This is a genomic window from Janibacter zhangyanbonis, from assembly GCF_050507325.1.
Lineage (GTDB): Bacteria > Actinomycetota > Actinomycetes > Actinomycetales > Dermatophilaceae > Janibacter.
Window position 1 is genome coordinate 889,507 of the sequence record NZ_CP191481.1, and the last position, 12,292, is coordinate 901,798.

At 65.7% G+C, this 12,292-nt stretch carries 11 protein-coding genes; all 11 read right to left on the minus strand.

Going from position 1 to position 12,292, the window contains the following annotated elements; genetic code table 11:
- Nucleotides 1–2 precede the first annotated feature (2 nt).
- A complete protein-coding gene (locus tag ACQBJO_RS04425; RefSeq protein WP_421007015.1) occupies nucleotides 3–791 on the minus strand; it encodes a polysaccharide deacetylase family protein in 789 nt (262 codons plus the stop codon).
- Nucleotides 788–1,822 (minus strand): glycosyltransferase, encoded by a 1,035-nt coding sequence (locus ACQBJO_RS04430; protein ID WP_421007014.1) that lies wholly within the window; start codon nucleotides 1,820–1,822, stop codon nucleotides 788–790. The genes ACQBJO_RS04425 and ACQBJO_RS04430 overlap by 4 nt, the downstream gene beginning before the upstream one ends.
- Nucleotides 1,819–2,739 (minus strand): sulfotransferase, encoded by a 921-nt coding sequence (locus tag ACQBJO_RS04435; protein WP_421007013.1) that lies wholly within the window; start codon nucleotides 2,737–2,739, stop codon nucleotides 1,819–1,821. The genes ACQBJO_RS04430 and ACQBJO_RS04435 overlap by 4 nt, the downstream gene beginning before the upstream one ends.
- A complete protein-coding gene (locus ACQBJO_RS04440; RefSeq protein ID WP_421007012.1) occupies nucleotides 2,736–3,671 on the minus strand; it encodes a GNAT family N-acetyltransferase in 936 nt (311 codons plus the stop codon). The genes ACQBJO_RS04435 and ACQBJO_RS04440 overlap by 4 nt, the downstream gene beginning before the upstream one ends.
- A 60-nt stretch (nucleotides 3,672–3,731) precedes the next feature.
- Nucleotides 3,732–4,559, minus strand: a complete 828-nt coding sequence (locus tag ACQBJO_RS04445) for a sulfotransferase domain-containing protein (RefSeq protein ID WP_421007011.1) — start codon at nucleotides 4,557–4,559, stop codon at nucleotides 3,732–3,734.
- On the minus strand, nucleotides 4,556–5,689 hold the full coding sequence (gene wecB, locus ACQBJO_RS04450; RefSeq protein ID WP_421007010.1) for a non-hydrolyzing UDP-N-acetylglucosamine 2-epimerase: 1,134 nt from the start codon (nucleotides 5,687–5,689) through the stop codon (nucleotides 4,556–4,558). Before wecB ends, ACQBJO_RS04445 begins: the two co-directional genes overlap by 4 nt.
- Before the next feature lie 6 nt (nucleotides 5,690–5,695).
- Entirely contained in the window at nucleotides 5,696–6,799 is a 1,104-nt protein-coding gene (locus ACQBJO_RS04455; protein ID WP_421007009.1) for an NAD-dependent epimerase/dehydratase family protein, read from the minus strand.
- Complete coding sequence (locus ACQBJO_RS04460) at nucleotides 6,796–7,821, minus strand: SDR family NAD(P)-dependent oxidoreductase (protein WP_421007008.1); 1,026 nt, start codon at nucleotides 7,819–7,821, stop codon at nucleotides 6,796–6,798. Before ACQBJO_RS04460 ends, ACQBJO_RS04455 begins: the two co-directional genes overlap by 4 nt.
- A gap of 1 nt (nucleotide 7,822) precedes the next feature.
- The gene (locus ACQBJO_RS04465) at nucleotides 7,823–8,974 is read right to left on the minus strand and encodes a DegT/DnrJ/EryC1/StrS family aminotransferase (RefSeq protein ID WP_430407151.1); all 1,152 of its coding nucleotides are present in this window, start codon (nucleotides 8,972–8,974) and stop codon (nucleotides 7,823–7,825) included.
- A 14-nt stretch (nucleotides 8,975–8,988) separates the two neighbouring features.
- Nucleotides 8,989–10,815, minus strand: a complete 1,827-nt coding sequence (locus ACQBJO_RS04470; RefSeq protein WP_421007006.1) for a polysaccharide biosynthesis protein — start codon at nucleotides 10,813–10,815, stop codon at nucleotides 8,989–8,991.
- 160 nt (nucleotides 10,816–10,975) lie between these two features.
- Nucleotides 10,976–12,232, minus strand: coding sequence for a choice-of-anchor P family protein (locus tag ACQBJO_RS04475; protein ID WP_430407152.1), 1,257 nt, complete (start codon nucleotides 12,230–12,232; stop codon nucleotides 10,976–10,978).
- Between the last annotated feature and the right edge of the window lie 60 nt (nucleotides 12,233–12,292).

Consider the following 12,292-nt stretch of genomic DNA (forward strand, 5'->3'; position numbering starts at 1 on the left):
TTCTACGACCGCAGTGCATCCCTGATCAGGAAGGCGTCGATGTCGTCGACTATCCACCGAGGATCCGCCGCGTCGCGACGGAGGTACCCCTCTCGTTCGAAGCGCTGGGTTTCATTGAAGCCGCGCACCCCGCTGGCCGGTATCGCATCGGCTTCGCGGCACCAGCGGGCGACTTTGTCGGCATCCACATACCGCAGGGCTCCGAACGGCCACGCGAAATGTTTGGCATCGCCGAATGTGTCTCGCAGCACGGCCAGCGAGCCCTTGATCTGATCCTCGGCTTGCGCGTCGGGCTGATCGATCAACGGGCGATGGTCCCTGCAGTGGCTCCCAATGATGTGCCCCATTGACGCGATCTCTTCCAGTTCGCGCCAGTCGAGGACCCCCTCGATCTGCGGGCGACGGAAGAAGCTGTCTACTCTGGCCTGGTCGGCGCCGATGATATTCGTTGGTACATAAAAACAGGCTTGGATGCCGCGTGTGTGAAGTTCGCGAGCCATGGCCAGGTTGCTGTGGAAGCCATCGTCAAAGGACAAGGCGATCTGCGATGTTGCTGTCGCGGACCCCAAATTTTCCACGGCCTTGTAGTCGCAGTACAGCTCGCGGTTGGCATCGATGTGGCTGAGGATATCCGTGACCTGGCGGCCAAGCGTGTTGTGCAGCAACAGGACCGCGACCCCGCGACTGGGTTTCCAAATCCGCCGATTCATGTGAGTCCAGCGCACGCCCCTTGCGGTGCCGCTGATTGCTGCTCGTCGCATGGTGCGTCGCGCTGTTGCGGAGAGTGTCATCGGGCCACCTCGTCGACAAAACGGAACAAGTCTTCGGCGCGTGACCTCCATGTCGGAGCTTGGGCGCTCCACGCGCGGGCTCGTTCGCGCAGGTCATGCAGCGAGCTTTCGGTTGTCAGGAGGTCTACGAGAGCCCCAGCGAACTGGTCGGTGTCAAAAGGGTTGCACAACGCGGTAGCGCCGCGAGTGACTTCCGGCATGCTGGAGCGATCGGAGGAGAGGGTCGCTGCTCCCGCGTGCAGTCCGTCGAACAATGAGAAGGAGCCCGCGTTCTCGCAGGTGCTCGGAAAGACGCACAAGGTTGCATCCTGATAGAGGCTGCGCAGTTCGTCTGCGCTTGCGCTGGCCACCACCACCATATCCATGAGCCCAGACGCGCGGATTCGTCGGTGCACCTCGGCGGAATACTTGGCGTCACGTTCCGCCCCAGCGATGCGTACCCGGGTCCCATCCGGGAGTTCTTCTCGCGCGAGAGCCAGAGCGTCAATGAACTCGAGAATTCCCTTGTAGGGGTACAGGTGCGAGCAGACCAAGATCAATGGCCCCGCGTCGGTGGGAGGTCGGTTCTGGAACACTTCGATCGAGGGCGAACCTCCTAGAATGACGCGGTATGGCAGCTGTGAGCCCTTCGAGTACTTTGCCATGTAGAGCGTGCGGGCATAGTGGGAACCGAACACTAGGCCGTGGGATCGATTGACAGATTGGCGGAACCGGGTACGAAGCATGAGATGCCGCGCGCGGTTTCGTGGGCTGGTGTGTGGCAGGATGTCAAGGCCGTGGTCGAGGGGCGCGACGTTCAGGGGCCAGAAGATGTCAACCTTTCCGCTCCCGATCACTCTCGCTCCGAGGTTTACGACAACATCGCAGTCCAAGACGTCAGAAGTGAGTTCGCCGCGTCCGTTGGGCGGAACATTTCCCTGCGGGACGGGTCGACCAGTGATGAGTTCAAGTTCGCGTGCAAGGTTTGCCGAGAATGCAGAGCCTCCACTGCTTGTTCGACCGGGGCTTACAAGGGCGATGGACTTCGTCATTTGGGCTCCAAAGCGGCCGAAGAGAATTGATTCGTGAAGGAGTCGCTGGGAGTTGATCGCTTACTGGACTCGAGAGTCTCAGGAATCGAGTCGATGTCGGCAGCGCTCGAGTCTGCGGACAAGAAGTCGAGGATGGTGGAAATCGTGTTTCGCGGGTGATCGCACAATTCGTCGTAATCGATCACCAAGCACTTTTCTCCCGATGACTTGATCAGGTCGCGGCGGTGTCTTTCGAGAGATCGAACTTGTGTGGCGATCCTCTCGGGAAGGTCTCCCTCTGTGCTTCCGCCGGGGTCGACGCCGAACATTGCCTCATCGGGAACACCAATGCGTTGACGGACTGCGAGCAGGCTGCTTGCGACCTGTGTAAGGTCTCGCTCGATAATCAAGAATCTCACCTGGGGGAGATTTTCGAGCATCCAAGGTCCGTGACTCAACGCCAGAAAGTTCTTGTAGATTGTCGGTGCGTCGAATGCCTCTGAGATAGCGTCGAGAGTGCTCCCTAGGCGCGCTGCGGGCCAAGCAGTCATGTCGGGCTCCAGCGTGTTAGCCGAGTGACCCAGAGCGCTTCTCCAGAAGTAGCCGAACTCGTGGGGGTCGAGTGGTTCACTCGTCCGTCCAGCGAGTGACCGCATGCTCAAAGTTGGTTTCGTCTCTGAGAGCTTGGCCTGCAGCCGAGCGCCGACGACGGGAGCGTTCCAGAACGGCGCCATGGCATTGCTCGGATACCCGACCACTCTTGTTCGCGCGAGGAGCTGGTAGAGGATCGTGGTTCCGGATCGTGGAAGGCCCACAATTTGGCCCGTCAGGTGACCATGCGGGGTGTGGGGTACCGCAGGAAAAACTGGTGCCAGGGTCTGGTTGAGAAGGTCTAGAAAGTCTTCGAAGGATTGAGACTTCGTTGTGTATTCCATCATGAAGTCCCTCGGTATGCAGGGAAGAATGTGGTGCGTGGATTCCCGGCGGAGACCACCAGCTGGTCGTAGAAGTCGCGGTTCACGACGGTGCGGCACATCGCCATGGAGTGGGTGACGTTGGCGATGGACCGCTTGAACTTGAACAGGCCGTCTTCTTCTGAAACGCCTCCCCCCAGATGAAGCCACCCGTTGTCGTGAACGAGTGTCCGAACTGCATGATCTATGAGCAGGTTGGTCGCGCCCAGCCTCTGCCCTTCGGTGGTCGCGCCCGAGAGGTGGTAGTGGACCCGCTGCCCGTGCCGCATGAACATGGCTGCCGCGACTGTCTCGCCGTCGGCCGTCCTGGCCTCGAGGACCGACAGGCGCTCTGGGCCGAGGGCCGAGATCCGTCTGAAGTATTCGTCATCCAGCATCAGTCGGGATGACGCGTGGACCCGCTCCATGGTGGCGGCGTAGATCCGGCGAAACGGCGTATCGCTAATCGCAGTCGAGTCGAGACCGGCCTCGTGGACGTGGATGTCGTTCTTGGCGGCCTTGCGGACGGCGGTCCGATGCCGACCTTCGGCGTGGGCGAAGTAGGCCTCGACGTCATCGTCGACTGTCACTCCGAAGGTCGTGTGGCGCGTGATCTCGTCTGGACCCCACGCGTCAAGCATCTCATCGGTCATGTCCACGGGGTGCGCGCGTAGGAACTCGGCGACCAAGCCACGTTCCTTCGAGGTGGCCAGGAACTCGCTGCGGAAGCCAGCCAGCACAGCTGGGGACGAAGCTTGCACGCCGCCGTAGCCATAGGGGGAGAGGATATCGTACAGGTCACCATCGATCTCGCGTCGAATGTAGGGGAAGACGAGCCCGTCACCTGACACGGCACACTCCCAGATGCCGCCGTCGATGAGTTCCGCGGAACGCCCGTACTCGGGGGTGTAGTACACGTCCCCGACGTCCAACCTCCGGGAGGCGGCGGTCTCTGCATCCAAGAATTCCACTGCTGTCTAGCCTCTCTCGTCGGTCCAGGTCGCGTGGGGCCAGCGTTCCCGCAGCCTCTCGGCGTCTGCGGCGATGAGGGATCTGAAGCGCTCCACGACCTCGGCAGATGGGGTTTCGGTGGGTGCCCCTCCACCCTTCTGCCCGCCGAGCACGCGAGTGCCGATCTTGCGCCCGGAGCTCGGGACCAGCGGGCGTATCGCCTTGCGGTAGAAGGACGAGCGGCTGATCCGCTGGCTCAGGCCACGGGCGACGACCCTCGTGTCCGCCTCATTTGACGTGACCATCTCAGATGTGGGCAGAGGCTCAATCCGGAGGAACTCCGTGAGCGAACGCTGCCATTCGCGGGGGTCGAGCGCGTAGTCCTCGAGCCGCAGCACGTGGAGTTGCCCCTCCGGCAGAACGTCGGCCCAGCGGACGAGTTGCTCGTGGTAGCGACTGAACGCGACGTGGGCCGACTCGGGGTCGGTAAGGCTGGTGGTCAGGCCTGCGGGGTTCCTCCCGAGCTGCTCCCAGTGTCGCCAGTGACTGATTGCACGGGTCAGCGGATCCCGGAGGACGGCCAGCACGCGCAGATCCGCACCGAGCAGTCGAACGGCTTGTCGTGGGTCGGACGTCACCCAGGGAGACTGCATGTAGCCGGTCGAGACTTCGCCGGCCACTTCGGTTCGGGAACAGAGGATGCGTCCCGCAGCCTCCTCGGCGCTGTCCGTGCCGTCGAAGGCCGTGGTCTCCTTCTCCACAGCGATACTCGCGTCAGGATGATTGGCGAGGAGCGATTCCAGTGTCGTCGTCCCGGACTTCATGGCGCCGACCACCAAGAAGGGGCGGCTCATAGCCTGATCCCAGCCCACGAGTGGTGTCGACGCGCAGTGGAGAGGATGAACTTCACCGTGCGCTCGCTCGTGTTGTCGATGAGGTAGTCGTCCGGTGTCAGGTGGCTGACGCCGTCCCGGCCGTACCCGGAGTCCATGGCGACGCGGACGGCGGTGACGACGTCCTCGGCATCGAGCCCCGTCATCATGATCCCGCCGGTGTCCAGGGCCTCCGGGCGCTCGATGGAGTCGCGCAGCGTGACTGCGGGGAACCCGAGGAGGGAGGACTCCTCGGCGATGGTCCCGGAGTCGCTCAGGCAGCAGGCCGCCGAGAGCTGGAGCTTGTTGTAGTCGTGGAACCCGAGGGGGTCGCTGAAGGTGACGCCTTCGGGCTCCGACCAGTCAGGGAGGGCCTCGAGGCGCTTGCGCGTGCGCGGGTGCGTGGAGACGAAGACCGGGAGCCCAAAGGCGTTGTGCACGGCCGTCAGGCACCCGAGGAGCATCCGGAGCCGTTCGGGGGAGTCGACGTTTTCCTCGCGGTGGGCGCTGACGAGGAAGTAGCCGCCCTCGGAGAGACCCTTGTCCTCGAGCACCGTCGACGCGACGATCTCGGCGCGGTAGGCATCGAGCACCTCACGCATCGGAGAGCCCGTCTTGAAGATCCGACGGGGGTGCAGGCCCTCAGCCAGGAGGTTGCGTCGAGCGTGCTCGGTGTAGACGAGATTGAAGTCGGCGACGTGGTCGACGAGCCTCCGGTTCGTCTCCTCGGGGACGTTGAGGTCGAAGCAGCGGTTGCCGGCCTCCATGTGGTAAACGGGCACTTTCATCCGCCGGGCCATGAGCGCGGCGATGCACGAGTTGGTGTCGCCCAGGACGAGGAGTGCGTCGGGCTGCTCCTGCTGGATCACGGCCTCGACGGCCACGAGGGTTCCGCCCAGGACCGCACCGAGCGAGGAGGTGTCCACGCCGAGCATGTGGTCGGGCTTGCGGATGCCGAGGTCGTCGAAGAAGACCTGGTTGAGCTCGTAGTCGTAGTTCTGCCCCGTGTGCACCAGGACGTGCTCGACGCCCGCGGTGCTGTCGAGGCGCTGCAGGACCCGCGAGAGCCGGATGAGCTCAGGTCGGGTGCCGACGACGGTCATGACCTTCATGGGTTGCTACTCCTGGGGGCGAACGGGCTCGGGGAAGGTGTCGGGTGCCTCTGGGCGGAAGAGCTCGTGGCTCCAGAACTGCGTGAAGAGCACCTCGTCACCCGTGTTGGTGATGTTGTGGACCCACCCGACGGGCATGTCGACCGCGGCGGGGGAGTCCCCTTCGGCCTCGAAGGTGATCACCTCGTCGGTGAACATCTTGCGCAGCTCCATCGTGCCCTTGCCGCGGATGACCGCGAAGCGCTCGATCTTCGACAGGTGATAGTGCTCACCGCGCGTGATACCCGGGACCGTCGTGGAAAATGACGTCTGCCCCTCGCCGCCGCGGCACCGCACCGTCTCGACGAAGGCGCCGCGTGGGTCCGCGTGCGGCACCAGCTGGATCGGGTAGTGCTCGGGGAAGAGAGCTGACCGGTAGGTGTTGAAGAGATCGATGCGGAACTTGCTCGACAGGTCGGGGATCTCACCCGTCGGCACATAGGTCGCGTGGAACTCCTGCAGCAGGTCCCAGACCTCCTGCACTCCGTGTGCCTCCGGCTCGGGATGGATCTCGGCGGCCTCGCCGGTCAACCCGTCGAGGAGCGCCTGGGCGGCGTCCTGCACGTGGAGCAGGCCCACTTGGTTGTCGTTGATGGTCACCTCCTCGCCCGTGATGACGGCGTGGACGAAGGTCGCGACGAAGGAGTTGTAGCGGGGGCGCCCGTGCTCACCGAAGATGTTGGGCAGGTGGACGTCGACGAGGGTGCCACCCGCGGCCTCGGTCGCGCGGTCAAGGATGCTCGCGGCCTCTTCCTTGCCGCTGCCGTAGGGGGTGCCGTTGCCGGCCTGGGTGGAGTTTGCGTAGACGACACGAAGGGGGCGCCCGGACCGCGTGATCGCCGTCGCCAGGTCGGTGGCGAGGGAGCGGTTGCCCTCGCGGACCTCGTCGTCGGAGTCGGCCCGGTTGACCCCGGCGATGTGGATGATCGCGTCGGCGTCCGCGACAAGTGCCGGGAGGCCCTGCCACTCGTCCCGGCCGACGGGGATCACCTCGTGCGTGGTGAGGGCGTGCATCCTCAGCCTGGTGTGCCACCCGAGGAAGCCTCGGGCGCCGGTCAGGACGACCTTCATGCCCGACCCTCGATGATCGCCTGCATCTCCGGCAGGGCCGCGATGAGCGTCTTGGCCTGCTCGACGTCCATCTGCTCGGTGTTGTCGGAGTCGAACTCGGACGCGTCCGCCGTCTCGTCGTCACCCTCCTCGACGTACTTCGAGTAGTCGAGGCTGCGGGCGTCCAGGGGGACCCGGAAGTAGTCGCCTTGATCGGCGGCCTTGATCATCTCCTCCGGCGAGAGGAGCGTCTCGTACATCTTCTCGCCGTGGCGCATCCCGATCTTGCGGATCTCCGGCTGCTCCACGCCCATGAGTGACGCAACCGCACGCGCGAGCGTGTCCACCGTGCAGGCTGGCGCCTTCTTGACGAAGAGGTCTCCGGGCTCGGCGTGGAAGAAGGCGTGCTTGACGAGGTCTACGGACTCCTCGAGGGACATGAGGAACCGGGTCATCCGGGGCTCGGTGATCGTGAGCGGCTTGCCCTCGCGGATCTGCCGGACGAAGAGCGGGATGACCGAGCCGCGCGACATCATGACGTTTCCATAGCGGGTGATCGAGACCGTCGTGGGTGAGCCGGGGTTGTTGCGAGCGAAGGCTTGGGCGCTCTTCTCCATCAGGGCCTTGCTCATGCCCATCGCGTTGACCGGGTAGACGGCCTTGTCCGTGCTCAGGCACACGACGGACTTCACCCGGTGGGCGTGGGCGGACTCGATGATGTTCTGGCTGCCCACGACATTGGTCTTGACCGCCTGGTCGGGGAAGAACTCGCAGCTCGGCACCTGCTTGAGCGCCGCAGCGTGGAAGACGAAATCACTGCCGGCCATGGCGGCGTCGACGCTGTGCCGGTCGCGGACATCACCGATGAAGAACTTCACCCGCGAGTCCGCCAACGACTGCCGCATCTCGTCCTGCTTGGCCTCGTCCCGGCTGAGGACGTGGACGGTTGCCGCATTTTCGGCCAGAAGGTACTCGACCATCGTCTTGCCGAAGGAACCAGTGCCGCCCGTAATGGTCACGGTGGCGCCGCTGAAGTCGCTCATCTCACTCCGCTGTCGTCAGGACCCGGGTGAGGTGGTCGATCACCCGGTCGATCTGGTCGTCGGTCAGGGCCGGGCCACTGGGGAGTGTGACTCCGCGCCGGAAGAGGTCCTCGCTCACGCCCGTGGTGAAGGCACGGCAGTGGGCGAAGACGGGCTGCAGGTGCATCGGCTTCCACAGGTGACGCACTTCGATGTCGGCGGCAGACATGGTGTCGACGATCTTGTCCGCCGGAGTGGTTTCGAGGCCACTCCGTCGCTCCTCAACCACCGTCTGGTCGACGACCATGGTGGTGAGCCAGCAGTTGTCACCGTCGTCGGCGCGGCCGGCGGCATCGCGTCCGGGGAAGCGGACCCGGAGGTCGCCGAGCGCGTCGACGTAGCGATCGCGGATCGCACGCCGTCGCTCGATCATGCCGTCGAGCCGCTCGAGCTGTCCACGACCGAGCGCAGCCAGGACGTTGGACAGGCGGTAGTTGTAGCCGACCTCGGTGTGCTCGTACCACGGCACGGGCTCGCGGGACTGCGTCGACAGCTTGCGCGCATGGTCGACGAGCTCCGCGTCGTTGCTGAGGAGCATGCCGCCGCCGGACGTCGTCATGATCTTGTTGCCGTTGAAGGACAGAGCAGCTGCGGTCCCGAAGGACCCGGCCGCACGGCCACCGACGTGGGCACCGAGAGCCTCGGCCGCGTCCTCGAGGAGAGGGACCCCCAGGTCGGCCAGGCCCGGCTCGAGGACGGAGTAGTCGACGGCCCTGCCGAAAAGGTCGACCGGGATGGCGGCCACGACCGTCTCGCCCTCGGCCTGGAGGGTGCGGACGGCCGTGAGCATGAGCTCCGGGTCGACATTGCCGTCGTCGGCGACGCCGTCGACGAAGACCGGCTCGGCACCCGTGTAGACGACGGCGTTGGCCGTCGCGGCGAAGGTCATGCTCGAGAGCACGACCTTGGTGCCCGGGCGGGCCCCGAGGTGGAGCAGGGCGAGGTGGAGCGCGGCCGTGCCGGAGCTGAGCGCGAGGGCGTGGTCGACTCCGACGCGCTCGGCGACCTCGCGCTCGAAGGCATCGACGTGGGGGCCGAGGGGGGCCACCCAGCCGGATCGCAGGGCGTCGAGGACGTATCGCTCCTCGACCTCGGACACCTGCGCCTGGGACATGAGGATTCGATCGGTCACACGGACCTCGCAGTCAGGTCTTCGGTCGCCACCCGGTGCATCCACTCGGCAGAGGCCCGGGGAGAGCCGTGCTCGAGGTCGCCGACGACATCGCTGTCGAGGCGGGGAGCGTGGACGCTGGTGACGAGGTGGTGGGCAGTGGTCTGGATGCTCTCGCCGGGGGTGAAGAGCTCCTCGGACATCTTTTCGCCGGGACGCAGCCCGGTGTAGACGATCTCGATGTCGCGGCGGCCGGAGAGGTCGACCAGGGTCTGGGCCACCTCGACGATCTTCATCGGCTCGCCCATGTCGAGCACCATGACCTCGCCGTCGCGGCCGATCGCGGCTGCCTGCAGCACGAGCTGGCAGGCCTCGGGGATGAGCATGAAGTAGCGCTCGACGTCGGGGTGGGTGACCGTGATCGGGCCGCCCTGCTCGATCTGCGCGGTGAAGGCGGTGATGACCGAGCCGCGCGAACCCAGGACGTTGCCGAAGCGCACGCTGACGTAGGTGTGCTCGTCCTTGTCGGCGAAGTCCGCGGTCAGGCGCTCGGTGACTCGCTTGCTGTAGCCGAGGACGCAGGACGGATTGGCGGCCTTGTCGGTCGAGACGTTGACGAAGGTGCTCACACCGGTGCGGTGGGCGGCACGTAGGACGTTGAGCGTGCCCAGCACGTTGGTCTTCCACGCCTCCTCCGGGTACATCTCGAGCAGCGGCAGGTGCTTGAGCGCGGCGGCGTGGAAGACGACCTCGGGGCGGTGCTGCTCGAAGACCTCCACCATCCGGTCGCCGTCGCGGATGTCGGCGAGCACCACGTCGTCGGACTCGAGGAGGCCCTGACCCGTCACGGACAGCTGGGTGCCGTGCAAGGCCGACTCGTCGCGGTCGAGCATGACGAGCTTCTTGGGGCCGAACCGGGTGATCTGCCGGCACAGCTCCGAGCCGATCGATCCGCCGGCGCCGGTGACGAGCACGGTCCGGCCGGAGATGGAGTCGGTGATCGCCGAGGCATCGAGCTGGATCGTCCCTCGGCCGAGGAAGTCCGCGAGGTCGAGGTTGCGCAGGTCGCCGCCCCCGGGGCCACCGAGCAGCTCGGTGGTCCTTGGCAGGATCTTGGTGTCCAGGCCGGCCTCGTAGGCGCTGGCTCGCAGCCTCTTGACCAGGGCCGGGCTGGCGCTGGGGACGGCGATGGCCAACGTCGTGGCCTCGTGGTGGGCGGCCACCCTGACCAGGTCCTCGGAGGTGCCGAGCACCCGGACTCCGTCGATGCGCATCCGGCGCTTGCTCCGGTCGTCGTCGAGCAGGCCCACGGGGGTCATCTTGGTCCCGGGGTCGCGCGTCAGGGCGCGGACGAGCTGACGGCCACCCTCGCCGGCGCCGAAGACGATGACCCGCGTCTCGGCGACGCCCTGCGGGTCGACCCGACCGCGGAGAGCGCGCAGGACGAAGCGGGCACCGAACATGCCAAGAAGCGCGATGGCTCCGGCGGTGAAGGGGAGCGACCGTGGTCCGAGGGGCCAAGGGCCGAGCAGGGTCGCGACCTGGAGCGGGATGGCCCAGAGGATCGCGGCGCGCGTAATGTCGACGATCTCCTCGTAGGAACCGCGCAGGTGGCCCACGGCATACGGTCCGAAGATGCTGCCGACGAGTAGGTGCCCCGCGGCGGCGACGGCCGCCACGGTGAAGACCGGTGTGGTCAGCGCTGACTCGAGGTCGAAGTCATAACGCAGCCAGGCGGCGAAGCAGACGGCCGTGAAAATGACGAGGACGTCGACCCCGGCCCACACCCAGCGATTGCGACGGTGACGTCGGGACGTGGTCGAGTGGGAGCGGTTCGCTGCCATCGAAGTCACAGTGGGCCATGCCTCCCTTGGGATACTCCGGTACGAGCAGAGTTTGGCACAGCATCTGGCGCCCGGCGACGTGGGTCCGGAGAGAGGGCGGCGATCGGCCCACCACGTCCGGGTCGACGTGGTGGGCCGGTCGCCGTGCGGTCGTGAGATCCTAGTTCAGATCACTGCGGCTGTAGCCGACCTCGATGATCGAGCCGACGGGGAGCCCGGCCACCCCCTGGAGGAGCTCGACGCGGAGCATCGTCACGGACATGCTGCCCTGGCCCTTGATCTGCTGGTGCACCACGACCTTGGCCACACCGGGGATCTCGATCGTCGAGTTGGGTGCGAGGTCGACGTCGGCCACGGGCTTGCCCGCGATCTTCAACCCGACGAACTTGGAGGTGTCGTTGTACGTCGTTCGCCCGCTGTCTTTCCACTTGCCGACAGTGGTCTCCGCCACGATGGCATCGGCTGTGATGAGCCCGCCGAGGAGGCTCGGCGACGCGGTCCGGTTGGTGACCCGGGTCCAGTCACGGGTGGAGTCGGTCAGTCCCCGTGCCGTGGTCTCGGTCGTCCCGGTGTTGACGAGCAGCGGCACGTTGACCCCTGCGAGCTCGTTGCGGTTGGTGCCGCCCAGACAGGGGACTCCAGCGCTCGCGGTCTCTGCTGAAGTGACAGCGCCACCCAGGGCGCGGACTCGAGTCGAGAAACCGCGTCCCGCATATGTCGAGTCCCCGGGAGTGGTGGCTACCGTTGCCGTGGCGCCGGCGATGTTGATCTTCGTGCTCGTCGGCAGACCGAGCGGGTTGTCCTCGAGCAGCTCGACGCTCAGGCCCGTCGTGACGGCGCTGTAGTAACCGGTCTTGCTCAGGCCTTGGGTCTGCTTGTTGACGGTGACCTCGGCAACACCGGGGATGGTGACCTTGGTGTTCTTCGCGACGTTGGCCGAGATCGGGCGTCCCGCGATCGTCAGGTTGGTAAGGGTCAGGGTGTTGACCCCGGTGTTGACGCTGCCGGCCTTAGCGTAGGCGGAGGCATTGGCATTGATGGCGTCGGCCTTGATCTGCCCGCCCAGGAGGTTGACGCCGGCCACCCGTGACTGGGCGTTGGTGCGCTTGTGTGTGCTGGTCTCCGTGGTTCGGACGAGAGTGGTCACCGCACCCACGTTTCCCACGAGGGGGAGCGTCACCCCGGCAAGGGACTTCGTGGTGTAGGTACCTGCCTTGGAGGTGCAGCTCACGGAGGACACGGGCGTCTTGCCTAGCCGGACAGTCGAGTCGAGTGCCGACACCTGAGTGCCGTAAGCCAGACCCGTGTAGGCGACGCTCGGTGATGGCCCTGCTGTCGTATCGGCGTGGGCCGCGGTGGGCTCGGACAGGACGAGCGCAGACGTCGCCGCGCAGGCGGCGACCATGGACAGTTTCATCGTAGGACTCCCCTCGGAAGGCTCGCCCGCTCATGGCATGAGCACGTGCGCAGAGCCTAG

Excerpts from the sequence above, each read along its gene's own strand:
- ACQBJO_RS04425 (WP_421007015.1), bottom strand. The coding sequence starts at position 791 with ATGACACTCTCCGCAACAGCGCGACGCACCATGCGACGAGCAGCAATC.
- ACQBJO_RS04430 (WP_421007014.1), bottom strand. The coding sequence starts at position 1,822 with ATGACGAAGTCCATCGCCCTTGTAAGCCCCGGTCGAACAAGCAGTGGA.
- ACQBJO_RS04435 (WP_421007013.1), bottom strand. The coding sequence starts at position 2,739 with ATGATGGAATACACAACGAAGTCTCAATCCTTCGAAGACTTTCTAGAC.
- ACQBJO_RS04445 (WP_421007011.1), bottom strand. The coding sequence starts at position 4,559 with ATGAGCCGCCCCTTCTTGGTGGTCGGCGCCATGAAGTCCGGGACGACG.
- wecB (WP_421007010.1), bottom strand. The coding sequence starts at position 5,689 with ATGAAGGTCATGACCGTCGTCGGCACCCGACCTGAGCTCATCCGGCTC.
- ACQBJO_RS04455 (WP_421007009.1), bottom strand. The coding sequence starts at position 6,799 with ATGAAGGTCGTCCTGACCGGCGCCCGAGGCTTCCTCGGGTGGCACACC.
- ACQBJO_RS04460 (WP_421007008.1), bottom strand. The coding sequence starts at position 7,821 with ATGAGCGACTTCAGCGGCGCCACCGTGACCATTACGGGCGGCACTGGT.
- ACQBJO_RS04465 (WP_430407151.1), bottom strand. The coding sequence starts at position 8,974 with ATGTCCCAGGCGCAGGTGTCCGAGGTCGAGGAGCGATACGTCCTCGAC.
- ACQBJO_RS04470 (WP_421007006.1), bottom strand. The coding sequence starts at position 10,815 with ATGGCAGCGAACCGCTCCCACTCGACCACGTCCCGACGTCACCGTCGC.
- ACQBJO_RS04475 (WP_430407152.1), bottom strand. The coding sequence starts at position 12,232 with ATGAAACTGTCCATGGTCGCCGCCTGCGCGGCGACGTCTGCGCTCGTC.